The following is a 23,151-nucleotide window of genomic DNA, read 5'->3' as shown; positions in this document are numbered from 1 at the left end:
TTCCATTGCGGCTCAGCGTCACGACCGGGCAAGGCCCTTGATTGCCCTGACGCACTCTTCGGGCTTCGGACGGTCGAGACATACGGTCCATCGACCCCGACCGGGGTTCAGGGCTTTCGTTTGGCGGGCCCTCGGGATAAGGGGCGGTATGAGCGATCTGATCTTCGATGATTTGGCGGCGTTTCGAGCCGTGCTGCCCAGGGGGCGGCCCCTTCTGGGCCTCGACCTCGGGACGGTGACGATTGGCGTGGCGCTGTCGGACCGGCTGTGGTCCGTGGCGACCCCGGTCGAGACGATCAAGCGCAAGAAATTCGGGCTCGATGCGGGCAAGCTTGAGGCCATCATCGCCGACCGCGAGGTGGGCGGCCTCGTGCTCGGCCTGCCGCGCAACATGGATGGCACCGAGGGCCCGCGCGCCCAGTCCACCCGGGCCTTCGCCCGCAACTTCGCGGCGCGCTGCGCCCTGCCCATCGGGTTCTGGGACGAGCGGCTGTCCACCGTGGCCGCCGAGCGCGCCCTGCTGGAGGCGGACACCTCGCGGGCCAAGCGCGCGGATGTGATCGACCACGTGGCCGCGAGCTTTATCTTGCAAGGGGTGCTCGACCGGTTCGGGCACATGACCAATGAGGACGCCCATGAGTGACGAGGTCTGGAAACGCGCCGAGATCGAAAGCCCCTGTGTGAAGATCTGCGTCATTCATCCCGAGAGCCGCCTGTGCACGGGTTGTCTGCGCACGATCGACGAGATCGGGGGCTGGTCACGGATGAGCCGGGCGGAACGGCGCGCCATCATGGACACGCTCGAAGACCGCCGCCCCCAGCTGGCCAAGCGCCGCGGCGGTCGTGCGGCCCGTCTGGCACCAAAACTCTAGCCCCCGCCCGTGTGAGCGCGCGCGCCCGGACAATCCGGGCCAGGGCCCGGGATTGTGCCTGCGTCACCGCGCCAGAGTGCCCGTCCCTGCGACAGATCGCGAAATCTGATCGATCTCAACCTCTTGGCGGGGGCGCCGTGCTAGGCTTGGGGGACGACTCGCGCCTTCGTCGCGCCCCTGCAACGCCTCACGCCCGAAAGGACGCCCGATGCCATCCAGCTTCCTCCGCAGCGCAGCCCTGTGCTGTGTCCTCAGCTTTCTCGCCGCCTGCAGTAGCAGCGGGGGATCGGGCTTCACCTCCTTCGAGGATCTTCCTGAGAATGGCAGTGTCGAGATCGACGGACAGGAGGTTACTGCGCGGTTCCTTACAGCCGATGGCGATGACTTTTCATTCGAGATCACTGAGGTTTCAGGCACACAGCCAAGCAAGCTGACCGTGACCACCGAGGACGGAGAGATCGTTGAACTGGGATTGGCCGTGATCGATGGGAATGCCGTCTTCATTCCGTTGGACCCATCCGAGTTTGTGCCGCCTCGACCCGACATCATCCAAGCATTCCGTGCCCTCGAGGGAGATGAACTGGAGGGTGCTTTGGCGCTCGTCATCGAAGCCGATAAGCCCTTTGAGCATCAGGCATTCGGAGTTTGGGGTGTTGGTGTATTCGACGATGCGGGGGCCTTCAGCGCCGGATCCTTTGGCGCCAAAACGCGAGCAGGCAGGCTGCCCTCTGGTCAAACCGCACGGTACGCCGGTCGCACCCTCAGTTTCGTGGTTCTTGCCAATGGCAGTTTGCTCTCGCTGGAGTCCGACCTTGGACTGGAAACCGATTTCTCGACCGTGACACTCGAAAGCTCCGGCACCCGCGATTACACAGGCGAACCCAGTATCCCCTCCGAGCCAAGGGCGCAGTATGACTTTTCCGGAGCCGGGACCGTGTCGGGGTCGGGGTTTACAGTGGATGTGGCCGGCGACGTGTTGTCGGGTCAGGCTGACGGGCAATTATATGGGCCGAACGCAGAGGAGGTTGGCGGCACCTTCAGCCTGACCGGGGCTGATGGCACAGTCCAGATCGGCGCTTTCGGGGCCAATTGACAGCGCAACCACAAGACCTTGGCGCATCGGGCCATCCCGCGCCCGTCGCGCCCCCTCGTCGACGGAAGGGCGAGCATGGGGCTGATGACATCGTCAGGATCCCTCGCCCGGGGGGGGGGTCGCGCCGCGGCTCCAAACCGGGGCTCCAACCGGTTCAGATCTGAGCGCGACGGGGCGATCTGAGAGTTTTGCCTCCTATCAAGCACCTGGCACAGGATCCGGGGCAATCCGCAACAACTGCCGCGCTTGCGGCTACGCTCTGCTGCCGCGCAACGTCAAAGGACCCGCATTATGAAGACCCGGATTATGCCCACCCTGTCCCTCTTGGCGACCGCAGCTTTACTTGCGGCTTGTGGCGGTGGTGTGGTGGCGGCGGTCCGGATGGGGTCGTGAAATGCCTGTTTCCCGGGGTTTTGCGCCCGTATTTTTTTCTACGCCGTTTGGAAAAGGCGGCGCTGCGACAATTCGCAAAACCTCGGCAATATCAATTGCGACGGTGGATCGTTAAACTGCGCGTGGAGTAAATGCGGACTGGCGAAATGTAGCAATGAGCTGAGTCGGGTCCGCGGTAAAAGGTGTTAGAGATAGGAAATGGTTCAGGAAATAACGCGAATTGCAGCACTCTGCGCCCTGGGCGTCTCTTTGTCTGCCTGCGGTGGTGGCGGCGGCGGTGGCGGGAGCCCTGCCGTGCCTTTCACGTCGATCTCCGACCTGCCCGAGACCGGCACGGTGGAGGCACAAGGGATCGCAACCACCGCAACCATCCGATTGAACCCCAATACCGGGGATTTCGCGATGTCCAACATCTCGGGCACCGAGGCCAGCACCCTGCGGTTGCGGCGCGAAAATGGCGAGGTGGTCGGGCTGGTTCTGACGGCGCCCGAATCGAGTGCCGCCATCGATGTGCGGGACGGCGGCGACATCACCCGCAGTGGCGCGGTGGTCTTCTTTGACTCCGATGCCCGGCTCGAAGACGCCATTCTCGTGGTCGAAACCGGACAGGCGTTCGAGCATCAAACCCTGGGCGTCTGGCTGTCCAGCCCGGAGTTGAACATCGGCACGATCGGGGCCGGTGCCTATGGCGCGCAGACACCGGCAGCCGGGATTCCTCGCAATCAAACAGCGACTTACGCAGGCGAATCCCTGGGCCGTGCCGTTGATGCTGATGGTCTTTTGTACCTGACGACTTCGGGGATCGAGATCCGGACGGACTTCCAGACGACCTCCCTCTCCAGTACGGGCACGATCGGCTTCGAAGACGGATCCGGAGCGCTGAACGACCTTCCGGAATTCGATTTCAGTGGCGGCGGGCCCGTCACCGGATCGGGGTTCACCGCCGTGGTGTCCGGCCCGGCGACCCTCGGCGTGGCGGATGGCCGCTTTCACGGGCCGAACGCCGAGGAAGTCGGCGGAACCTACAGCCTGACTGGCGCGAATGGCGTCAGCCATATCGGTGCCTTCGGCGCGAATTGACCGGATCGCGCAGCCGCCCGGTGACCGGCGCTTGCCTTTGGCGCGCGCAAGTCGCAGCCCGGCTGCGGCGACCGGGAGGAACCTTGTGATCGCGCGTCTTTTGCGCCTTGTAGACACGCGTTTCTTCGTCTGTCGAGGTCTCTTTCCGGGGGGCATGGCTTCCTAATCACAAAAATGACCCCGAAAAGGATTCATCCAGATCGACAATTAAGCCAGTTGAAACACCCCCGCCTGCAAACTGGAAACACTGGAGTCGGTTGGTTTCAATAATTGGAGAGGCCTTTGAACGCTGCAGGTGAGCAGACCAAATGATCAAATGGACCAGGGCAGACGCAGAACCGGCACGGCCCCTCTCGTCGCGACCGGGGGCAACCGCTGCCCCTGCGACACGGCCCGGGAAGACTGCTGTACCCCGGTTTATCCGGGCCACTCGGAGCGGGACATGGACCTTGCTCCGCCCCCGAAACCGGCCTTCGGCTGGCGCAGCAGACGGATCCCGACACGGGCAGGACCGGCTTGGACCAGGATGCCAGCGTGGGCGTCTAAACGGGCATCAGCCTCCGGGTGCGGGATGTCAGCCCACGGTGGCTCAGCCGTGAGGGGTTGGCAGCCCCCTCGCCCGGCCACGCAAGCTGGGCTCCGCGGATGGCGGGTCTCGATCTGGCGGCGCCTGCGGGCCGCTCTGCGCGGAACCGGGCCCGTCGCGATGCTCTGCTTCGCGCTGTGCGGGATCGCTCCGACCCAACTGACAGCCCAGTCGCCACAGATCAGCCCCTCCCAGGCCACGGCCCGCACGATGGAGGCCCAGTTTCTGCGCGGTCTCGCGGCGCTCAATGCCGGGCGTCCGAGCGAGGCGATTCCGATCTTTCTGTCCCTGCTCGCGGCGGATCCGGGCCTCGTGCGGGTCCGGCTGGAACTTGCGCGCGCCTATTACGACGCCGAGCTGTGGAGCCGCGCCAGACAGGAATTCTTCACGGTGCTCTCCGGGGACCTGCCCGAGATCGTCCGGTTTCGGGTCCTGTCCTTCATCCGCGCAATCGATGCGCGGCGCGGCTTTGACTGGGATCTCTCCATCGCGTTGACCACGGTTGGAGAGACGCGGAATTTCGACACCGATGTGGTTGATGCGACGCTGGGATTCGGTGTGATCCCGGTGACCCTCGGCCGCGACACCGAAAGCGATCTGGGCCTGCGGGTCACCGGGTCGATGGCCTATCGACAGGCGCTGGACAGCACGCTGATCCCCGGGACCGAAACCGTGGCCTTCGTGGGGGGCAATCTCGACCTCAAAGACGGACCCGCAGCGCGGTTCGATGACACGATCCTTGGTGTCGACGCCGGGCTGAGGTTTCTGGGGGCGCAGACATCGGTTGCCCTCAGCGCCTTCGGGAGCACCCGCTATTTCGCCCATGAGAAGGTCGAGGATCGCTATGGTGCGCGGCTCGTCTTCGAGCGGCGCAGCCTGCTGGGCGGGTCGGTCTTCGGCTCAGCGTCGCTGGCGCAGCTCGAAAGCGCGCGCTCCGCCGATCTCAGCGGGATGGTCCTGACGACCGAGCTCGGTTTTCGCCGCGCGCTCGGCGGGCGCGCCAGCATCGGGGCCGCGATCCGCTACGAAGACAATCGCGTCAGGAACAATAATGGGGATTACGCGGACAGCCAGATCCGCCTCTTCGGCAGTCTGGACGCGGATTTCGGCCTCACCCTGAGCCCGACGCTCTATGCCCGGTTCCGCAATTTCCACAATCAGGCTCCGGGCTTCCTGCAGGATCGCGACGAGCGGGCGATCGGGGTCGTGTTGACCGTGCAGAAAAGCGACATCTTCTTCGGTGACGGGTTCTCGCCGTTCGCGCGGGTCAGCCATGAGCGCGGGACATCGGATATCGACGCGTTCAGCTATACCGAGACGGAGTTTCTGCTGGGACTGGAGCGGCGCTTCTAGCGCGAAGGCGCCCTAGGGATCCGCCAACCAGGCTTCGGCCCCGCCGGGCAGATCCGGGCGGAAATAGGCGATGGCGCGGCCCGCCGGATCCGCCTGCGCCCCGTCTTGCCAGGGGGCGACACCATGCAGGGTCAGCCGGTGCAGCAGGATCGCAGAGCCCGGCGGCGCGTGCACCGGCACGCGCCTGCAGCGCGCAAAGACCTCGCGGCGGGCCGCTGCGTAGACCTCAGTCACATCGCGGGTCCGCCACTCTGCCGGAGGCAGGGTGGCCATGACGCGCCGCAGCGCGGGGCGCAACACGTGGTGGCTGCCCTCCCAGACCACCAGCGGGCTGGCGCCGGGATCGGCCTCGGTTAACGGATAGCCGAGCACGAAAGCCGCCGGTTCCGCGATGAAGCGCCGCCGCTCCGGCCCCACGGGCAACAGACCGTCCAGATGGGCCGCGTCCCGGCGCAGGCGGAACCCATGCGCGGCCTCGCTCTCTGCCGGGTCGCGCCGGGGATAGCCCGGATAGGTCACCGAGATCTGAGCGCGATCGAGCGGCAGCTCCCCTGCCAGGTTCTGCGCAACGTCCAGCGCCCGCCCGGCAAGGGGCGGCCCGCCACCCAGCCGCCCCGCCCCGTCATTGGGCAGAAGGTTCACCCCGGCAAACCAGGTCCCCCCATGGCGCAACCACGCCGCGCGCAGCGCCGGATCCGCGGCTAGGGACAGGGCCAGGGGCCGGATATGCGTCAGCCAGTCGGCGACCGCCGGCTCCGGCGGAAAGACCTGCCACCCGCGAGCGGCCAAGACCGCCCCATCCCTATCCTCGTCTGCCATCCCCGCTCCTGCCTTCGCGGTTGCGCGGGCCCCCTCCCGCCTCTAACACGGGCCCATGTCCGCAGAGCCCTCAGAAGCGCCGATCCCCGTCTCGCTGTTTTGGTATCAGACCGATATCCCACCGCAAGTGCAGCGCTGCATCGCCAGTTGGGACGCCTATCCGGGACTGGCCGCGCGCGCCTATACACTGGCGGAGGCGCGCGCCTTTCTCGATCAGGAAAGCGGGCCGGAAACACGGCAACATTTCGAGAGCTGCGCTACCTTCGCCATGGCCTCGGATGTTTTGCGGATGCATCTGCTCCGGGTCCATGGCGGGCTCTACATGGATGCCAACTGGGCGCAGATCGCGCCGGTGCGACCGATGCTCGACGCGGTGCGGGCCAAGGGGCAAACCGGACTAATTGCGGACATCACCGCCCTGAGCGCGACGTTCAACGATCCGTTCACCGATGCCGCGCTCGAGATGGGCTGCGAGATGCTGCTCAACGGGTTCATCTACATGGCCACGCCGGATGACCCCTTCCTCACGATCTGCGCCAAGATCAACGGCCGCAATATCGCGGCGCGACAGTGTGAACAGATCGCCTTCGCCGCCGGCAGCGGGGTGATGAGCATGGTCCTCATGCTGCGGAATTTCGACAACCGGGCCGCCTATCTCGACGCGCTGGCCGCCCTCGGGCGACACCGGTACTTCGACAAGGACATCCGGTCTTCGCTGGAGGCCGTGGCCGAGGCCACCGAGGCCCATGATCACTCAGAGCTTCGGGCGCGGTTTGCGCGGATTGCCACCACGCCCGGGCCGGATCTGAAGGCCTATATCTCACGCGATGGGCTCGGCCAGACCCACAAGGACCATTGGACCCGGCACAAGGGCAGTTTCTATCGCGACTAGCCGGCCTTGCGATGGGGATCCGCGATCTGGGCGAGGGCCGCGTCGAGCACCTCAAGCCCCGCGCCGCTGCGATGCCCCTGCTCGGACAGGATCCGTCGCCAGCCCCGTGCCCCCGGACGCCCGGCAAACGCGCCGAGCATGTGCCGCGTGACCTGCGCAAGCTTGCCCCCCGCCGCCAGATGAGCGGCGATATAGGGGCGCATGGCCACGACGGCCGCCTCGGCGCTGACATCCGGGCCCGGGCGCCCAAAGATCCGACGATCGGCCCCGCCGAGGATCCGCGCCGGTTCGTGATAGGCCGCCCGCCCGATCATCACCCCGTCCAGCCCAACGGCCAGATGCGCCTCGGCCTGATCCAGATCGGTGATCCCGCCATTGATCGACAGGTGCATCCCGGGAAACGCCGCCTTCATGGCATGAACGAGCGGGTAGTTCAGGGGCGGAACATCGCGATTTTCCTTGGGGCTGAGCCCCTGCAGCCAGGCCTTGCGCGCATGGATCGTCACGCGCCGCACCCCGGCTGCGGAGATCTGCTGCAGGAAATCGGGCAGGACGTCGGAGGGGTCCTGGTTATCCACGCCGATCCGGCATTTCACGGTGATCTCGGGCCCGTCGCTGGCCGCGATCATCGCCGCCACGCATTCGGCCACCAACGCCGGACGCTCCATCAGGATTGCGCCAAAGCAGCCCGACTGCACCCGGTCCGAGGGGCAGCCCACATTGAGGTTGATCTCCGCATAGCCGAACCCGCAGGCGATCCGCACCGCCTCGGCCAGCTCAGCCGGATCCGAGCCCCCCAGCTGCAAGGCCAGAGGATGCTCGGCGGCGTTATACTCCAGCAGATGCGTCGCATCCCCCCGCACCAGCGCCGGCGCGGTCACCATCTCGGTATAGAGCAGCACCTCGCGCGAGAACTGCCGGTGAAACATCCGGCAGTGGCGGTCGGTCCAGTCCATCATGGGGGCGACGGAAAGACGTGCGTGATGGTCGAGCTTGCAGGCCATGGCACGCCTTACCAAGTCTGGGCGAACAGGTCGATACACGCGCTGCCATGGAATGACTTCTTTGAGCCCAACTTGTGAATTAGATATTTGCACTGCGCGTGCTCGCAGCGAGGAAATTGCTGCAGCGGCAACGCGACATCTCAGGGATAGGGTTGCGGGACCTTGCTGCCGGTGGCACTCTAGCTGGTATTGTTCGCTCTGGGCACTTAGCGTCTTCGTCGGACCCTGGACGGCTGAGACCTTATGTCAAAGTCGGCAAGCGGACCTCTTCGGGTTAGAGTGATTTTGGGCGTTCTGCTTGAAACGCAGCTTGCAAGCGGTCGGGTGAGCTCAAAGATCGCGAAACAGTTCAATTCCGAGCCGCGCGCCTAATATCTTCTCTGGCGAAAGTGTTTGCTACTGTGACTTTCGCTACAGAGACCTGTGTTGCCCCATTGAGCTCTAACGCGCCAGAACGTTCCAAAACTTGATAGTTCGAGCATCTCTACCGTGGATAATGCTTGGACCTACCGAAAGGCCAGATCAGCTTTGTCAAAGACGGCCATCACATTGGCAACTTAATTCTCGCAGCACAGCCATCTATTCATACTTTGAACGAAGACAAACCGCGTTACTTGACGAAGGCCAATCGCGTTCGGTCCAGCGTGAGTGCCACCGCGAAAATCACGATAAGGCCGGTAAGCACCGTTTGCGTATAGGGATGGACCTGCGCGATGTTCAGGCCATTTTTGACGATGGCGATGATCGCCACGCCGATGATGGTCTTGTGCACACCGCCGCTGCCTCCCGAAAGGGCGGTGCCGCCGATCACCACGGCTGCGATTCCGTCAAGGAGTAAGTCATCCCCCATGCGGATCGTGCCGGCCGATGTTCTCGCAACCATCAGCACGCCGCCGATCCCGGCTGCGAGGGCTGACAGCACGAATGCGATTACCTTGATACGAACGACGTTGTAACCCGACAGCATGGTTGTGGTTGGGGCCGCTCCGGTCGCCATGATCAGCCGTCCGAGATGCGATCGCGTGCCCACAAAGGCCAGAATGGCGAATATGATGATCGCCCAAAGCGCCACGTTTGGTACGATCCCGATGGTTGATCCAGAGGCAAGCCAGCGCATCGTTTCGTCGCGGAACAGGACATTGCGCCCTCCCGTGAGCCATACGGTCGCACCGCCCAGGATCGTCATGGTTCCCAAGGTCGCGACAAAAGACGGAATGCGGCCGAGTACAATCAGAAATCCGTTGATAAGGCCGACCCCGACGGCTGAAATGATGCCAACGGTGATCGCCACAAAGGCTGGCGCTTCGACCACGCTCAACATTAAGGATGTGACGATTGCAGAGAATGTCACAACGGCACCGATGGAAAGGTCAATAGACCCCAGCAGGATGACAAAGGTGAGTCCAGACGCCACGATCAATAGTACCGCGGACTGGCGCAGGAGGTTCAAGACGTTTGGCGTCGACAGAAAGCGCGGATTGATTGAATAGAATAGTATGACCAATGCGATGATCACGACCAAGGGCAGCGCCGCACGTACGAATGCCCATTGTCGGTCCGTCATGGATGCCAGAATAGCGCTCACGTCATGTGCCTCACAATGTCTTGCTCGGTCGGCTTTGCGTCGACCGGAGCGTCAATTTCTGCAGAAACCTGACCCTCGCGCATCACCAGGATGCGATTGGACAGCCCTATGAGTTCCAGAAGATCGTCGGAGACCATCAAGACCGAAACGCCTGTGGCCGCCAGTTCACGGATGATCTGGTAAATCTCTGATTTCGCACCGACATCGACACCACGGGTCGGGTTGTCGAGGACCATCACGGTGATATCGCGCGCCAGCCATTTTGCCAGAACGACCTTTTGCTGGTTGCCGCCCGAAAGGTGAATCGTATCCTGTGACGGGCCACGCGTTCTGATCGACAACCGTTTTATGAATTGCCTGGCCAGCGAGATTTCCTTGCCGCGCGCGATAACTCCCTTCACATTCGACACCATCGGAAGAGAGGGAAGTGAGATATTTTGCGCAACCGACATATAGCCGACGATGCCTTCCGTTTTGCGCTCCTTTGGCACGTATCCAAGGCCGCGCGACTTGGCGATGCTGGAGCGATTTCGTGACGGCAGCGGCGCATTGCAAAGTGTGACTGCGCCCTGTTCCGAGTGGGGCAGATGCCCGACGATTGTGCGAACGACCTCTTCTTTGCCGCAGCCGATCAACCCGCCCAAGCCAAGAATTTCACCCTCAGCAATCTCGAACGTAACATTTGAAACGTCCTTACCGGTGAGGTTTGAAACTTCGAGCCTGGAGGGTCCAAAATCGATGCGCTGCTTGTCCTCGTGATAAAGCGCTTCATCGCGGATGCGGCCAACCATGAGTTGGTGGATGGTCTCCGGCGCCATATCGGCTTTGCCGACCTCACCCGCTTGCTGGCCGTCTTTGAACACATAGATGCGGTCACAAAGCTCGATATATTCGGACAGCTTGTGTGTGACGATGACGAAGGACGCTTTCGCGCGCAGTCGCTGGACCGCTTCGAACAGGATGGTTATCTCCCGCTCTCCAATCGAGGCGGTGGGTTCATCCAGCAAGATGAGTGGATGGGAAATCCCGGAAATCTCTGAAAGGATAAATGCACGCGCGATCTCGACCATTTGCCGGTCATGGAACGGCAGATCATCGGTCAGCGCATCCACATTGATGTGCGAGAAACCAAGGTCTGCCATCCAGCGCGCGGCGTCGTTTCGCATCGCACGATGGTCAAGAATAGCGCCGGCGTGAGTAAACCTCTGCTCGAATCCGTAGAAAATGTTCTCGTAAATCCGCAGGTTGCCAATCAGGGCCTGCTCTTGGAATACCATGGACACACCTTTGGTCACGGCATCGCGGTAAGAACTCGGACGGTAGGCCTCTCCGCCGAGCGAGAGCGTGCCAGCCGAGGGAGGGACGACACCAGCAATGAGCTTCATGACAGTTGATTTGCCTGCGCCGTTTTCTCCGGCGATGCCGATGATCTCGTTGAATCCGATCTGGATCGATATGTCGGAAAGCACCTGAATATCGCCGTAAGACTTTGACAGCCCGTCCGTGGAAAGCAGCCAGTCGTTCATTTCACATCCTCCGCCGTGACTGAGCGTGAGGTCAGGTAGACCGCCACCAAGATTGTCAGACCTTTGACTGTCGTCTGGATGTAAGGGTGCAATGATATGATGTTCATGCCGTTCGACAGGACGACGATGATCGCCACTCCCAGTATCGTAAGGCGTACACCACCCGCACCACCGGTGATCGCAGTACCGCCAATGACGACGGCCGTGATGGTTTCGAGCATGAGATAGTCGCCCATGCTGGCAGCCCCGGTGCCGAGGCGTGACATCAACAAGGTACCAGCCGTCCCCGCGAAGAGACCGGAAAAGGCAAATGCCATAATCTTGACCCGGTCCAGGGGCGCGCCCAACAGACGCGCGTTTGTTTCGTCCCGTCCGATCGAGAACAGGATGCGACCGAAGCGCGTCTTTTCGTGAAGAAGCGTGGCAAGAAGAAAGATGCTCAAAGCGTAAATCAAAATGATCGGCAGCGCATTGAACGGACCGGCATGAGTGACTGAAATCAACCGCTCATCGAGTACAGGGATCGACTGCCCATCCGAGATGTAGAGCACAACACCAGACAGGCTTGTGGCCATTCCGAGCGTCATGAGTATCGACGGGATCTTCAGCCAGACGAAGAGGCCGCCATTCACCAACCCGATCAAAAGGCCCACCAATGGCCCCACGAGAAAGACAGCCATACCCAATTGAGGTGCAAGCGCGGCGGCGACCATACCTGCGACACTGGCGATGGCACCCACCGAAAGATCGATTGAGCCCATCAAGATAATGAGTGCCGCACCACAGGATGCGACCAGTGTCACCGAGAGCGCAAAGACGATCGACCGCAGGTTGCCGGACGCCAGAAAGTTCGGTTCGAGAACGGTGAACAGGACCACGAGAAAAACGAGGAACCCCAGCGTCATCAACGGACGAGTGTCGCGCTGTCTGTTTATTTCGGGTCTAGCTTTCACCGTCAAACACCTGTCTTTGGAAGTTGTGCTGGTTGCAAATGCGCCCGGCGTGGGAGAAACCGCCGGGGGCAGTTTGGCCTAGAACGGCAGCTTCTGCTTGTAGTGCTCCGCATAAAGTGCGGCCACCTTGTCATGCTCGCCAGCGTCGACAGCCGAAAGATATGCATCAGGCAGAGAGTAACCTTCGGGCTTGTCATAAGGGGCCCACATGTCTGCGGCGTCAATCGGCCAGACCACGTTCTGCGGATCCCAGTCATCGGGATGCAAGGTGCGCGACATCTTCCGCCAGTCGAACGGCAGCTTGCCATTATCGCCTGCCAGGAAAGTTTTAAGCGCCTCAACGTTGTCTTTGGTGACAAGCGTACCGCCTGTGTACATCATCCGTTCCACCGGCGAGGGCTTGAACCCCTGGATGACATCGTAGGCCCGAACCAGAGCATAGCCAGCCTGATACTGCGGCATGTAGCTGATGGTGGCGAGGTAGCGGCCCTCGCCGATCATGTCGAGGTTGGCCGCGTTGCCGTCATGGCCGACCACAGGAACCGAGATGCCCGATTCCTCAAGCGCCTGAACTACGCCCAGACCAATCGAGTCGTTCTGCGCGTAGACACCGCCGATCTCGCCATGGGCAACGATGGCGTCTTCCATGACCTGACGGCCATCGATCGGGTTCCAGTTGCCGGGTTGACGGACGATCAGCTTGATGTCCGGGTATTCAGCCAGAGCCTTGTCCAGTCCGCGGGTCCGGGCGATGTCGGGTGATGCACCGGGGAAGCCGGTGATATGCACAAGGTTGCCTGCTCCGCCCATTTCCTCGAACAGGACTTTGGCGAGCGTGTAGGCATTCACCACGTCATCAGCCGTGAAATAGGTGCCATATCCCATGCCCTGATCAATCGGGTGCATCCACGGCAATGTGTCCCACACAGCGATATTGGTAGCATCGCGAGATCCAGCCAGATTGGTAATGTTGCGCACATTCGCGGTGTCGTTGCTGTCGCCAAAGAAGCCCTTGACGCCATTCTCGATCTGGCTTTCGACGATCTCGATATGTTTGGCAGCAGACCCTTCGTATTCGAGGATGTTATAATCCACGCCCAATGCTTCAGCGGCTTGGGTGGCACCCACATTCCAGTCTGTGAAGTAGTCATTCGCAAGGCGGGTGACGACTGAGGTGATCTTTACGGGCTCTTGCGCAAAGAGTGGGCGAGTCAGCCCCGCTGTCATCGCAGTGGCTGCGGTCGCGGTGCCGAGAAAGGTTCGACGGTTGAGTTTCATTTGAATTCCCTTTTTTGGTGCGCTGAGCGCGTTTCTTGTGGATTGAAATACCGGTTGAGGTTCGGTCAGGTCCTGCGGTTACCCAGGACGAAGTCGCTGGCCCTTTCGCCGATCATGATTGAGGGCGCGTTTGTGTTTCCCGAGGTCACGACGGGCATGACAGACGCATCGGCCACCCGCAGGCCATCGACCCCGTGAACGCGAAGCTGTGGGTCGACGACGGACATATCGCAAGTGCCCATCCGACAGGTTCCAGCCGGGTGGTAGACGGTTTTGCCATAGGCTCCGATGAAGGTGTGAAGGTCCTTCGCTGTCCTGCACTTGGGGCCGGGCATGGCTTCGTCGTCGACAAACTCACGCATCAAAGGTGACGCCATCACCTCGCGCGCCATTTCCAGTCCGCGAAGCGTCGTGTCGACATCATCCTCGTCGGAAAGGTAGCGCGGATCGATCACGGCGGGTTGCGTGGGGTCGGCACTGGCAAGCGTGACCTGGCCGCGACTTTTGGGGCGCAGAACACAGGTGTTGATCGTGGCACCGGGCCGGTTGATGATCGGTCGGTCCATCAGGTCCAGATATACCAGCGGCAAGAACTGCATCTGCACATCGGCACGCGGGCCGGCCAGTCCGGTTGACGCAAAGCAATGGCCCTCGACCACATTCGACGCTGCAGGTCCGGTCCCAGTGGCGAGGAACTGCAGGCCATTGCGCAACATGCGCAATCCCTTGTCTTGCCCATAGTATCCATGCCGCTCGTTATCGCGGCAAAAGGCAATGACCGGCACTTCGCAATGATCATGAAAGTTCTGCCCAACGCCGGGCGAGGATGCAGCAACTTCTATGCCATGCTTTGCAAGCTCGGCCTCCGGGCCAATCCCGGAAAGCATCAGCAATTTGGGCGTCGCGATCGCGCCTGCCGACAAGATGACCTCGCCTTGCGTGGAAATCTCGTGGGATTTGCCATGCTTGAGGTATGTGACGCCAACGGCGCGGCCTGCCTTCAGGTTGACCCTGGAGACCGCAGCCCCAGTAATCAGCGTGAGACGGGGGTTCTTCAACTGTCCGTGCAAATAGGCGCGGGCCGAGCTGGATCGACGGTTGTTTCGGATCGTCACTTGGCAGAAGCCGACACCTTTCTGGTGCTCACCATTGAAATCAGGGTTGTAGACATGTCCGACGTCTTGCGCTGCGCGCACGAACCCGCGGGACATCTCGGAGATATGCCCGATGTCGGACACACCCAGGGGTCCCTCGCTGCCGTGATACTCCCCCGCAAAGCGCTGATTGGTTTCGGCGCGCTTGAAGTAAGGCAGGACGTCCCGGTAGCCCCAGCCTTCCGCGCCCATCTCGGCCCAATCGTCAAAATCACTGGCCTGCCCACGGATGTAGACCATCGCATTGACCGAGGAGCCGCCACCCAACACACGCCCCTGCGGAAGAATGCGTCCGCGGCCATCCAGCCCCGGTTGCGGTTCGGTCTTGTAATGGAAAAGGTGCTTGGTCGGCATCAACTTTGCGAAGCCGGCGGGCAAAGGCATCAGAGGATGGGTATCCTTTGAGCCTGCCTCAATAAGAGCAACCGTCGCGTCAGAACTGGACAGAATCCGTCCGGCAAGCGTCGCGCCAGCTGATCCGCCACCTACAATGATGAAATCGTAAGATTGCACTTTGGTTCCTCCCTTGCAGATTACTGACATATCAGATATCAATACGTCAACAAGAAACTGATATCTGGAATGTTAGTTGCGACAATCAAATGAAATAACGTCGATGGAGCTGGGCTCGAACCGTTGGAAAACCGTCTGGCTCAAGCGCGGAGAACTGGAGCTTTGCATCTTGCCCGGACTCGGCGGGCGGCTGTGGGACATCCGGGTCGGCGGCCAGTCCATTATGTTTCAGAATCACGATCTGACGGGGTGCGCGCTTGAAGGCTCAGATTTATCGCAACTGCCAACCCGTGCTCCACATCTGAAATTCCCGCTATGGGGCGGCGAAAAAACATGGGTCGCTCCGCAGGCCGCGTGGCCGGAAGACGCTCCGCACCGCACTTTGGATGTTGAAGCCTATAAACTTGAAGGGTCGCAAGACCGGGCGTTGCTGACCAGCCAAGTGTGTCAGGTCACGGGTTTGAGCGTGCGCCGTACAATCGAACTTGGCGATGACGCATGCTTTGCGATGACCCATTATTTGAGCAATGAGAGCACAGCCCCGATTTCGGCAGCGCCATGGTCTGTAATGATGCTCCGTCGTCCCTTGCGTGTGTTGTGGCTGTCCGCATCAGATACGCCTTACGCCCCCGTCTTCGGAGAACCAGATGGCAAGGTTCGGGTTTCGTCAGGGCTTGTCGAAGCTGCCTGTCTCGATCCAAGGGAATACAAAGTTTATGCAGATCGGACCCACTGCGTGTTCGACGTTGGCGGCGTAGCGTTTCTTGCTACGGTGCAAGGTGCTTCCGGACACCGCCCGGAAGGACACGGCGCGCTGGAGGTCTACAATTCGGGTGCCTACGACTACGGGGAAGTCGAGTGGGTTGGCCGGATGAAACACCTCGCGCCGGGTGAAAAGACCGAGCTCACCGTCCGCTTCCGGCACATCCCAAACTTAGAGAGTGTGAGTATGGCACGAGCAGTTCTGGAAGAAGGAAAAGAGATATGACAACGAACGTGCTGATTACGGGCGCTGGGGGCCATCTTGGCGGGAAGCTGTTCGACCATTTGGCAGCGCAACCCGAGTTTGATGTGTCAGGTCTGGACCTGTTTCCCGGAACGCGGACCGGTGTACACAAAGCGGATTTCGGAGAAGATGGTGACTGGATCAAGCACCTTTCCGGCATCGACACAATCGTTCATCTGGCCGGGGATCGCGCCCCTGATGCGGCTTGGGAGTCGGCGATACGCAACAACATCGATGGGACCGCGCGGCTTTATCATCATGCCGTTCAAGCGGGCGTTTCACGGATGGTTTTCGCGTCCTCGAATTGGTTGCACGGGGGCTATCGGTTCGGCTCAGAAACGCTGATCCCGTCTCTCGCGCCCAAACCGGTGAATGCCTATGGCGTCTCGAAACTCTGCGGAGAAAGACTTGGTGCCTATTTCTCGGAGTTCCATGGCCTGTCCGTGATCTGCATGCGCATTGGCTGGACGCAGTGGACCCACGACAATCGCCCCGGTGCGCATATGGAAATGGGCCAGTGGGGTCAGGACATGTGGCTCAGCGACCGAGACTACCTGCATGGAATGACCTGTGCGATCACTGCTCAGGATGTCGATTTCGCGATCTTGAACCTGATGTCAGACAATGTCGGGATGCGGTGGGACATCGAACCCACAAAGCGCGTCATTGGCTACGATCCGCGAGACTCGCATACAGCGACCGTGCCTCTTTCACAAAAGCTGAAAGCAGCGCTGTACAATTTCGCGGCGTTTCGGGTGCCGGGGCTGGCTGAACGTTGGATGGGCGGCTGGTAGAGAGAAGGTGCGCCTATGATGCGCCTAACCCGCCACCGGACTGGATGTTGTAGGTTTCGCGCGTGCGATCAATGTGCTTGACCAGAAGCGTGCGTATCAATGCCATGTCCCGCTTGCAGACAGCATCGGCGATGCCTTGATGTTCGCGAAATGACAGTTCGGTATGCTGCGGCAACTCCGACAGATGGGTACGAAGAGCCGCGATCTTCCCCCCGTAGCGTGTATAACTCGCCGCTAGATAGTCGTTGTTACTGCGCTCGAAAATTGCGTGATGAAAGTCGGTGTCGAGTTCGAGATAGGCCTTCATCTTCCCCTTTTCGCGCGCCGACTTCATCTCGCCAACAATGGTGTTCATATCCTTTTCCAGGCCGTCAGCGTCGCGCTGTAAGGCAAGTTCAAAGCCAGCGATTTCTATCGCTTGCCGGAAATCGCAGATTTGGGCGACTTCATCATCTGAAAGAGTGAAAACACGAGCGCCCTTTTGCGGTTCTATTATGACCAGCCCCTCGTCACGCAGCTGCGCCAAAGCTTCACGGACCGGGGATTTGGATACTCCCAATTCTTCAGAGATCTTTCGCTCCGACAGGACTTGGCCCATCTGATACTCACCATCCACGATACGTGCACGGATTTGTTCGAGGGCGAGCTCCCTCAGGGATTTGGGGCGTATGAGAGCCATAATACCAACAAAAAAAGAGTTGCAGGATCAAGATATCTGATATACCACATAACGCAAGCTGGAATATCAGATATCAACTGAGGCCTCTATCATGACATTTTTACAGGCGGAATTGGTCCTCGATATTAAGAATAGGCATGGCGAGGGAATCCTTTGGGATCAGGCGGACGAATGCGTCCGATGGACCGATATTGAAGGACGCGCCATTTGGTCATTCGATCCGATCACCGGGGATGCCAACCGCACGCCAACAAAGGACAGGGTGTGCTGCTTTGCGCCACGAAATAAGGGCGGTTTCATCGTCGCATATGCCGACCGGGTAGTATTGACCGATCGGGATCTCAATGAGCAGCATCACATCTGTAGTTTTGAGCCCGAGAACAAGGAAACACGCCTAAATGACGGTCGAACTGACCGACAGGGTCGCCTGATCGTTGGCGGAATGAACGAGGTTAGCGGCGCGGCTACATCGTCGGTTATCTCAATCGACGCCGACTTGCAGGTCCGAACACTCTTTGACGGTGTCGCCTGCGCTAATGCGACCTGCATTTCAGCGGATGGTCAAACACTCTACTTCGCCGACACCCCAACCCAAGAGCTCTGCGCATTCGACTACGATCCTGCGACCGGATCGCCCTCAAATCGTCGCTTGCACATGTCATTCGATGACGAACCAGGTTTGCCTGACGGTGCGTGCATTGACGCCGAGGGCGGTGTCTGGACAGCGGAGTGGGAGGGTCATCGCGTTGTGCGAACTGCCCCCGATAGTCGCCGGGATTACATCGTCGAACTCCCGGTCTGGAAACCAACGTGCTGCGCCTTTGGTGGCCCGGATCTAGACACCCTTTACGTCACGACTTCGCGGCTCATGAGCGATGCCAGCGCCCTTGAGCGTGAACCCACTTCGGGCGGGCTCTTTGCTGTCAAACCCGGCGTACGCGGCGTGCTTGATACGCCTTTCTACGCATGACCTCGCCAAGAAAAGGATCGCCCATGCCAAAGACACCTCAGAATGCGACCTTTCATCGTCGTCGGTGCGCAGATGCGAGTTGGCCTCATCGATGCATGGGAGGTTCCTTATGACAGCCAACACAAAATGGCAACCGAGGACTGACAAACCAAAGGTCGTCATCACGGATTATGATTTCGGCGATGTCAGTGTCGAAACGGAGATTTTGGAAAGCGCCGGGGCAGAGGTCATCGCGCTTCAGGCCAAACGCGAGGAGGACCTCTTCAAGGTTGCGCCGCATTGCGCGGCCATGATGAACCAGTACGCCCGGATCGGTCAGGAAACAATCCTGCGGATGCAGCATTGCGAGGTTATTGCCCGCTACGGGGTCGGTGTCGATATCGTCGATGTCGGCACAGCGACGGACAAGGGCATCCTCGTGACGAATGTGCAGAATTACTGCACGGAAGAAGTGGCCGACCACGCAATCTCACTCTGGCTCACTCTGGCCCGAAAGCTCCCGGATTATGATCGCGCAACCCATGCCGGGGTCTGGCAATGGCAGAGCGGCCAGCCTGTGTATCGCCTGCGCGGTCGCACTATGGGTGTCGTCTCGCTCGGTAAGATCGGGCAGGCCATTGTTGCAAGAGCGCAGGCCTTCGGCGTCAACGTCATCGCCTACGACCCCTTTCTTCCGCCTGATGTTGCCCGACAGATTGGTGCGGAACTGGTTGATAAAGCCGGTTTGTTGGCGCGGTCCGACTACATCCTAATGCAAGCACCGATGACAAAAGACACACATCACTTTTTGTCTGATACTGAATTTGCCGCGATGAAACCCGGCGCAATTCTCGTCAATACGGGACGGGGCCCGACTGTTGATAACAAAGCGCTCTATCGGGCACTGAAAGAAGGCCATCTAGCGGCTGCCGGCCTCGATGATCCCGAAGAGGAACCCGCAAAGCGCGCAAATTGGACGCCGGACGACAACCCGCTTTTCACTTTGCCCAACGTCCTCGTGACGCCGCATGCCGCCTACTATTCCGAAGAGTCCATTCATGCAGCCCGTGTCACGGCCGCAACGCAAGTGGCCAAGGTTCTGACCGGGCAGCAACCCGATTACACCGTCAACGCGGATGCGTTGAACAAAGCGACCCCCTAGCAGGAGCATGATATGCCAGACGTGAGCACAGATCTCAGGGTCTTCAACGATTTCGAACGTAACCCCGACCTTCTCAAGAAGTTCGACAAGGTGCTGGAAGCTTATTCCGCCGCCGCCATCTTTGCCGACGTTCAATACCGGACCGGTGTCATGGACAGCACCATCAAGCCGGCGTTCCGCGCCAAGGTGACAGGGCAGGCCGTGACCGTGCAGCTTTCGAAAGGGGATCTTGTCGATCCGCTCAAGGCACTCGAAATGGCTCAACCCGGCGATGTCATTGTGGTGGATGCAGGCGGGGACCTCCAAACGTCAGTCTGCGGCGGCCTAATGGGCGGATTGGCACAGAATCGCGGCATCCGTGGCATGATCGTCGACGGCACCGGCCGCGATACGGATGAGCTCGAAGACATCAACTGGCCGATCTGGACGAAGGCGATCACGCCGCGCGGCACACACACGATGTTTTCGGAACGCAAAGAAGAGCTATCCATTAACGTCCCCATCGCATGCGGCGGAGTGGTCGTGAATCCCGGTGATTTCATAGTAGCAGACCTGATGGGCGTCGTCGTGATCCCCCAGGAGATTGCAGAAGACACGGTCCGCCTAGCGCAAGAGCAGGCCGACCGTGAGGTCGCCACACGCGAATGGGTTGCCCAAGGCAAGACAGTAGAGGACCTATTGAATGAATTTGGGCGCATCTGAGCCGGCTCTCATCGGCGTCGATTGGGGGACATCGTCTCTGCGCGCTTTTCTTGTCGACGCTGAGGGCGACGTCATCGATGGTGTTTCAGCATCTGAAGGGATCATGCATGTTCAAGGCCGATCCTTTGGCGCAGTCCTCGACCGACTGATTGGCGTTTGGATGACGGAAAAGACCTTGCCGATCCTTGCGTCCGGTATGATCACCAGCAGAAACGGCTGGGTGGAAACACCCTACGCAAAAATGCCGCTGGGAGCTTGCCGGCTTGGCGACCAACTGCATGCTTACACGTCAGAAAGTGGTGCGCTGGTCCATTTCGTAACCGGCGCGGTGGCCGAAGATGGGGGCCGCCCAGACGTTATGCGCGGTGAGGAAACACAGATCATCGGCGCTGCCGCCACCGGCATGCGCGACGGCACCTTCGTTATGCCGGGAACACATTGCAAATGGGTTCAGGTGGCGGATGGCAAGATTGTTGATTTCTCGACCTACATGACCGGAGAGGTTTTTTCCGCGTTGAAGGGGCATACGATCCTGGGAACTCTGATGGTAGATGCCGACTTTGACGAGGACGTGTTTGTAATGGGTGTTCGTGCCGGGAGAGAGGCCCCGTCAGAGCTGCTCCACAACCTGTTCCACGTCCGCACGCTGCCTTTGACTGATAAGTTATCCAAGAAAGCGACGGCGCATTACTTGTCGGGCCTTTTGATCGGAACGGAGATTGCATCAGCGCTGGTCGAAGCCGGTGATGTTGAAATGGTCACCGTGATCGGGAACAGCGCGTTAACGGACCGCTATGAGATCGCCTTGCAGATCTCCGGAGTGGCAACCCGGCGGGCCTCCGAAGATATTGTTGCGAAGGGTCACTTCATGATCGCACGCGCAGCGGGACTGATCGGATGATTGAACTTGGCGATGCGCTTTCGTCCAGCCCCTTGATAGCAATTCTGCGCGGACTCGAACCCGGCAATGCAGGGCCGGTGTCAAAGACGTTGGTCGACGCGGGCTTTCAGATCATCGAAGTCCCGCTCAATTCTCCGGATCCACTCGACTCGATCGCGCAGATTTCCAGTCAGCATGGCACGGCTGCGATTGTCGGTGCTGGCACCGTCCTGACTACGGCGCAAGTCGACGCGGTGGCTGACGCGGGCGGTCGTATTATCGTTTCGCCGAACATGAACCCGGATGTCGGTAGCGCTGCGATGGCACGCGGGCTTTATTGGTGCCCCGGCGTCATGACCCCGACCGAGGCGTTTGCCGCGCTGGAGCTGGGTGCGTCGATCCTCAAGGTCTTCCCCGCTGAAGCGATGCCGCCCGCCGCGATCAGTGCCCTGCGAGCTGTCCTGCCGAAAAGTGCAACGGTTGCTGCAGTCGGGGGAATTACGCCTGAAACGATGGCACCCTATCGAACGGCGGGGGTGAATTGTTTCGGCCTGGGATCGGCATTGTTCAAACCAGAATACTCTTTACAGCAGATCGCAAAACGCGCCCGATCCTTCATCTCGACCGCAGAAGCAATCTAATCAAGCGCGCCATCGTAACTGGCGGAACCCGCGGGATCGGTGCCGGTGTCACAGATGCGCTGGCATCTCAGGGCTGGTGCGTCATCGTCGCCTCCGCCTCGCAGGGTGAGATTGACGCGTTTAAGGCACAGGATGGGGTCAAAACCCGATACCTCGATGTCACCAACCAGAGCTCGGTTGATGCCCTTTTCGATCAGCTTCCCGCGCTGGACGCCCTTTTTGAATTGCGCCGGCATTCTCGTGCGTGGCGAAGAATACAGCATCGACGCCTTCGCCCGGGTGCTGGACGTGAACCTGACAGGAACCATGCGCTGCTGTCTCGCCGCGCACGCTCTGCTCACCGCATCCGGCGGCGCGATTGTGAACACCGCATCAATGCTCAGCCCTTTCGGCGGCCCGATGGTACCAGCCTATTCTGCCTCCAAAGGGGCGTTGCGCAATTGACCAAGGCGCTTGCGGGTCAGTGGGCCCAGGACCAGTTTCGCGTCACCGCGATTGTGCCCGGTTGGATCGAGACCGAGACGACCCAAGGCCTGCGGGACGACCCGGTGCGGACAGCGGGGATCGTGGCACGCACGCCGATGAAACGCTGGGGAGAGCCAAAAGAGGTTGGCGGGCTCGTTCGTTGGCTTCTTAGCGAAGAGGCCAGCTTTGTGCCCGGATCGATCTATCCGGTGGATGGGGGTTACCTTGCCATCTGAGGAGATTGGGATGACCGAAGACGACACCAGCCGGATACCTCACCTGTTCCCATTCCCAAAGCACGCGCAAGACGAAATCGTAATCCCGAATGCGATGAGTGAGGACGAAAGGCTGTGGGTGCCGCAGGCCGAGAACGTCTGCTTTCGTCCACTCTGCCTGAACCGGTCACAGGGCTATAGGATGAACCTCCTCAAGGTCAAAAAAGCGGGCATTCTGTCCCGTCATCGCCATCCGCAACCGGTATATGGTTTTGTGTTGAAAGGTCGCTGGCGTTGCCTTGAGCATGACTGGGTCGCCGAAGAAGGCGGATATGTTTACGAACCGCCGGGGGAAACCCACACGCTTGTCGTTCCCGAAAGTGTTGAGGAAATGGTAACCTATTTCCAGGTCAACGGCGTGATGTGCTACGTCGATCCTTGGGGCGAGGTCACGGGATACGAGGACGTGTTCACCAAGATTGACCTCTACCGTCAGCATTTTACGGAGGTTGGGCTTGGCGAAGACTCTGTCGAACAGTTTATCAGATAGATTACCC

At 60.3% G+C, this 23,151-nt stretch carries 22 protein-coding genes and 2 pseudogenes; 16 read left to right on the top strand and 8 right to left on the bottom strand.

The features are described 5' to 3' along the window. Window positions 1-157 precede the first annotated feature (157 nt). From ruvX to ACP15I_RS06410, 5 genes are all read left to right on the top strand, one after another. Window positions 158-643 (top strand): Holliday junction resolvase RuvX, encoded by a 486-nt coding sequence (ruvX, locus tag ACP15I_RS06430; RefSeq protein WP_424974620.1) that lies wholly within the window; start codon window positions 158-160, stop codon window positions 641-643. Beyond that, window positions 636-872 carry a DUF1289 domain-containing protein gene (locus ACP15I_RS06425; protein ID WP_424967879.1) on the top strand — a complete coding sequence of 79 codons (237 nt, stop codon included), beginning with the start codon at window positions 636-638 and terminating at the stop codon, window positions 870-872. The genes ruvX and ACP15I_RS06425 overlap by 8 nt, the downstream gene beginning before the upstream one ends. 208 nt (window positions 873-1,080) lie before the next feature. Further along, window positions 1,081-1,965, top strand: coding sequence for a transferrin-binding protein-like solute binding protein (locus ACP15I_RS06420; RefSeq protein ID WP_424974421.1), 885 nt, complete (start codon window positions 1,081-1,083; stop codon window positions 1,963-1,965). 687 nt (window positions 1,966-2,652) lie between these two features. Next, window positions 2,653-3,438, top strand: a complete 786-nt coding sequence (locus ACP15I_RS06415) for a transferrin-binding protein-like solute binding protein (RefSeq protein ID WP_424974420.1) — start codon at window positions 2,653-2,655, stop codon at window positions 3,436-3,438. A gap of 706 nt (window positions 3,439-4,144) precedes the next feature. Then, window positions 4,145-5,377, top strand: a complete 1,233-nt coding sequence (locus ACP15I_RS06410; protein WP_424974419.1) for a tetratricopeptide repeat protein — start codon at window positions 4,145-4,147, stop codon at window positions 5,375-5,377. A gap of 12 nt (window positions 5,378-5,389) precedes the next feature. Here ACP15I_RS06410 and ACP15I_RS06405 read toward each other — a convergent pair whose 3' ends face one another. Next, entirely contained in the window at window positions 5,390-6,196 is an 807-nt protein-coding gene (locus ACP15I_RS06405; RefSeq protein WP_424974418.1) for a hypothetical protein, read from the bottom strand. Window positions 6,197-6,251: 55 nt separating this feature from the next. On the opposite strand from ACP15I_RS06405, the gene ACP15I_RS06400 reads away from it, so the two are divergent. Then, entirely contained in the window at window positions 6,252-7,088 is an 837-nt protein-coding gene (locus ACP15I_RS06400; protein WP_424974417.1) for a glycosyltransferase, read from the top strand. Here ACP15I_RS06400 and dusA read toward each other — a convergent pair. The 6 genes from dusA to ACP15I_RS06370 all read right to left on the bottom strand — a co-directional run bounded on the left by dusA (window position 7,085) and on the right by ACP15I_RS06370 (window position 15,101). After that, complete coding sequence (gene dusA / locus ACP15I_RS06395) at window positions 7,085-8,092, bottom strand: tRNA dihydrouridine(20/20a) synthase DusA (protein ID WP_424974416.1); 1,008 nt, start codon at window positions 8,090-8,092, stop codon at window positions 7,085-7,087. The genes ACP15I_RS06400 and dusA overlap by 4 nt on opposite strands. A 610-nt stretch (window positions 8,093-8,702) precedes the next feature. After that, window positions 8,703-9,677 (bottom strand): ABC transporter permease, encoded by a 975-nt coding sequence (locus ACP15I_RS06390; RefSeq protein ID WP_424974415.1) that lies wholly within the window; start codon window positions 9,675-9,677, stop codon window positions 8,703-8,705. Continuing rightward, window positions 9,674-11,203 carry a sugar ABC transporter ATP-binding protein gene (locus ACP15I_RS06385; protein WP_424974414.1) on the bottom strand — a complete coding sequence of 510 codons (1,530 nt, stop codon included), beginning with the start codon at window positions 11,201-11,203 and terminating at the stop codon, window positions 9,674-9,676. Before ACP15I_RS06385 ends, ACP15I_RS06390 begins: the two co-directional genes overlap by 4 nt. After that, entirely contained in the window at window positions 11,200-12,108 is a 909-nt protein-coding gene (locus ACP15I_RS06380) for an ABC transporter permease (RefSeq protein WP_424974413.1), read from the bottom strand. Before ACP15I_RS06380 ends, ACP15I_RS06385 begins: the two co-directional genes overlap by 4 nt. Before the next feature lie 126 nt (window positions 12,109-12,234). Further along, complete coding sequence (locus tag ACP15I_RS06375; RefSeq protein ID WP_424974412.1) at window positions 12,235-13,434, bottom strand: sugar ABC transporter substrate-binding protein; 1,200 nt, start codon at window positions 13,432-13,434, stop codon at window positions 12,235-12,237. A 65-nt stretch (window positions 13,435-13,499) separates the two neighbouring features. Then, window positions 13,500-15,101: a GMC family oxidoreductase gene (locus ACP15I_RS06370; RefSeq protein ID WP_424974411.1), complete on the bottom strand. Its 1,602-nt coding sequence runs from the start codon at window positions 15,099-15,101 to the stop codon at window positions 13,500-13,502. Between the two features lie 103 nt (window positions 15,102-15,204). On the opposite strand from ACP15I_RS06370, the gene ACP15I_RS06365 reads away from it, so the two are divergent. Together ACP15I_RS06365 and ACP15I_RS06360 are read left to right on the top strand one after the other, a co-directional pair. Continuing rightward, window positions 15,205-16,089, top strand: a complete 885-nt coding sequence (locus ACP15I_RS06365) for a hypothetical protein (protein ID WP_424974409.1) — start codon at window positions 15,205-15,207, stop codon at window positions 16,087-16,089. Next, the gene (locus tag ACP15I_RS06360; protein WP_424974408.1) at window positions 16,086-16,901 is read left to right on the top strand and encodes an NAD-dependent epimerase/dehydratase family protein; all 816 of its coding nucleotides are present in this window, start codon (window positions 16,086-16,088) and stop codon (window positions 16,899-16,901) included. Before ACP15I_RS06365 ends, ACP15I_RS06360 begins: the two co-directional genes overlap by 4 nt. 13 nt (window positions 16,902-16,914) lie before the next feature. Here ACP15I_RS06360 and ACP15I_RS06355 read toward each other — a convergent pair whose 3' ends face one another. Then, window positions 16,915-17,580 (bottom strand): GntR family transcriptional regulator, encoded by a 666-nt coding sequence (locus tag ACP15I_RS06355; RefSeq protein WP_424974407.1) that lies wholly within the window; start codon window positions 17,578-17,580, stop codon window positions 16,915-16,917. Between the two features lie 91 nt (window positions 17,581-17,671). On the opposite strand from ACP15I_RS06355, the gene ACP15I_RS06350 reads away from it, so the two are divergent. The 8 genes and pseudogenes from ACP15I_RS06350 to ACP15I_RS06315 all read left to right on the top strand — a co-directional run bounded on the left by ACP15I_RS06350 (window position 17,672) and on the right by ACP15I_RS06315 (window position 23,144). Continuing rightward, the gene (locus tag ACP15I_RS06350) at window positions 17,672-18,550 is read left to right on the top strand and encodes an SMP-30/gluconolactonase/LRE family protein (protein ID WP_424974406.1); all 879 of its coding nucleotides are present in this window, start codon (window positions 17,672-17,674) and stop codon (window positions 18,548-18,550) included. Window positions 18,551-18,659: 109 nt separating this feature from the next. After that, the gene (locus ACP15I_RS06345; protein ID WP_424974405.1) at window positions 18,660-19,691 is read left to right on the top strand and encodes a C-terminal binding protein; all 1,032 of its coding nucleotides are present in this window, start codon (window positions 18,660-18,662) and stop codon (window positions 19,689-19,691) included. A gap of 12 nt (window positions 19,692-19,703) precedes the next feature. Continuing rightward, window positions 19,704-20,393: an RraA family protein gene (locus ACP15I_RS06340; RefSeq protein WP_424974404.1), complete on the top strand. Its 690-nt coding sequence runs from the start codon at window positions 19,704-19,706 to the stop codon at window positions 20,391-20,393. Continuing rightward, window positions 20,374-21,294 (top strand): 2-dehydro-3-deoxygalactonokinase, encoded by a 921-nt coding sequence (locus ACP15I_RS06335; RefSeq protein WP_424974403.1) that lies wholly within the window; start codon window positions 20,374-20,376, stop codon window positions 21,292-21,294. Before ACP15I_RS06340 ends, ACP15I_RS06335 begins: the two co-directional genes overlap by 20 nt. Then, a complete protein-coding gene (locus ACP15I_RS06330; protein WP_424974402.1) occupies window positions 21,291-21,914 on the top strand; it encodes a 2-dehydro-3-deoxy-6-phosphogalactonate aldolase in 624 nt (207 codons plus the stop codon). The genes ACP15I_RS06335 and ACP15I_RS06330 overlap by 4 nt, the downstream gene beginning before the upstream one ends. After that, a pseudogene (locus ACP15I_RS06325) lies at window positions 21,815-22,081 on the top strand (SDR family NAD(P)-dependent oxidoreductase); the annotation flags it as partial. The gene ACP15I_RS06330 and the pseudogene ACP15I_RS06325, both read left to right, overlap by 100 nt. Then, window positions 21,969-22,615, top strand: a pseudogene (locus tag ACP15I_RS06320) (SDR family NAD(P)-dependent oxidoreductase). The pseudogenes ACP15I_RS06325 and ACP15I_RS06320, both read left to right, overlap by 113 nt. A 10-nt stretch (window positions 22,616-22,625) precedes the next feature. After that, complete coding sequence (locus ACP15I_RS06315) at window positions 22,626-23,144, top strand: 2,4'-dihydroxyacetophenone dioxygenase family protein (protein WP_424974401.1); 519 nt, start codon at window positions 22,626-22,628, stop codon at window positions 23,142-23,144. The last annotated feature ends 7 nt before the right edge of the window (window positions 23,145-23,151 follow it).

Source organism: Dinoroseobacter sp. S124A (assembly GCF_049801015.1).
Classification (GTDB): domain Bacteria; phylum Pseudomonadota; class Alphaproteobacteria; order Rhodobacterales; family Rhodobacteraceae; genus Dinoroseobacter.
The sequence above is the reverse complement of the archived record's forward strand: the minus strand, read 5'-3'. Positions and strand labels throughout refer to the sequence as shown.

What these genes read in the sequence shown, in the direction of transcription:
- ACP15I_RS06375 (WP_424974412.1), bottom strand. Translation starts at nt 13,434, where the DNA reads ATGAAACTCAACCGTCGAACCTTTCTCGGCACCGCGACCGCAGCCACT.
- ACP15I_RS06315 (WP_424974401.1), top strand. Translation starts at nt 22,626, where the DNA reads ATGACCGAAGACGACACCAGCCGGATACCTCACCTGTTCCCATTCCCA.
- ACP15I_RS06345 (WP_424974405.1), top strand. Translation starts at nt 18,660, where the DNA reads ATGACAGCCAACACAAAATGGCAACCGAGGACTGACAAACCAAAGGTC.
- ACP15I_RS06400 (WP_424974417.1), top strand. Translation starts at nt 6,252, where the DNA reads ATGTCCGCAGAGCCCTCAGAAGCGCCGATCCCCGTCTCGCTGTTTTGG.
- ACP15I_RS06420 (WP_424974421.1), top strand. Translation starts at nt 1,081, where the DNA reads ATGCCATCCAGCTTCCTCCGCAGCGCAGCCCTGTGCTGTGTCCTCAGC.
- ACP15I_RS06340 (WP_424974404.1), top strand. Translation starts at nt 19,704, where the DNA reads ATGCCAGACGTGAGCACAGATCTCAGGGTCTTCAACGATTTCGAACGT.
- ACP15I_RS06330 (WP_424974402.1), top strand. Translation starts at nt 21,291, where the DNA reads ATGATTGAACTTGGCGATGCGCTTTCGTCCAGCCCCTTGATAGCAATT.
- ACP15I_RS06350 (WP_424974406.1), top strand. Translation starts at nt 17,672, where the DNA reads ATGACATTTTTACAGGCGGAATTGGTCCTCGATATTAAGAATAGGCAT.
- dusA (WP_424974416.1), bottom strand. Translation starts at nt 8,092, where the DNA reads ATGGCCTGCAAGCTCGACCATCACGCACGTCTTTCCGTCGCCCCCATG.
- ACP15I_RS06365 (WP_424974409.1), top strand. Translation starts at nt 15,205, where the DNA reads ATGGAGCTGGGCTCGAACCGTTGGAAAACCGTCTGGCTCAAGCGCGGA.
- ACP15I_RS06385 (WP_424974414.1), bottom strand. Translation starts at nt 11,203, where the DNA reads ATGAACGACTGGCTGCTTTCCACGGACGGGCTGTCAAAGTCTTACGGC.
- ACP15I_RS06355 (WP_424974407.1), bottom strand. Translation starts at nt 17,580, where the DNA reads ATGGCTCTCATACGCCCCAAATCCCTGAGGGAGCTCGCCCTCGAACAA.
- ACP15I_RS06360 (WP_424974408.1), top strand. Translation starts at nt 16,086, where the DNA reads ATGACAACGAACGTGCTGATTACGGGCGCTGGGGGCCATCTTGGCGGG.
- ACP15I_RS06410 (WP_424974419.1), top strand. Translation starts at nt 4,145, where the DNA reads ATGCTCTGCTTCGCGCTGTGCGGGATCGCTCCGACCCAACTGACAGCC.
- ACP15I_RS06380 (WP_424974413.1), bottom strand. Translation starts at nt 12,108, where the DNA reads ATGACGCTGGGGTTCCTCGTTTTTCTCGTGGTCCTGTTCACCGTTCTC.
- ACP15I_RS06335 (WP_424974403.1), top strand. Translation starts at nt 20,374, where the DNA reads ATGAATTTGGGCGCATCTGAGCCGGCTCTCATCGGCGTCGATTGGGGG.
- ACP15I_RS06425 (WP_424967879.1), top strand. Translation starts at nt 636, where the DNA reads ATGAGTGACGAGGTCTGGAAACGCGCCGAGATCGAAAGCCCCTGTGTG.
- ACP15I_RS06405 (WP_424974418.1), bottom strand. Translation starts at nt 6,196, where the DNA reads ATGGCAGACGAGGATAGGGATGGGGCGGTCTTGGCCGCTCGCGGGTGG.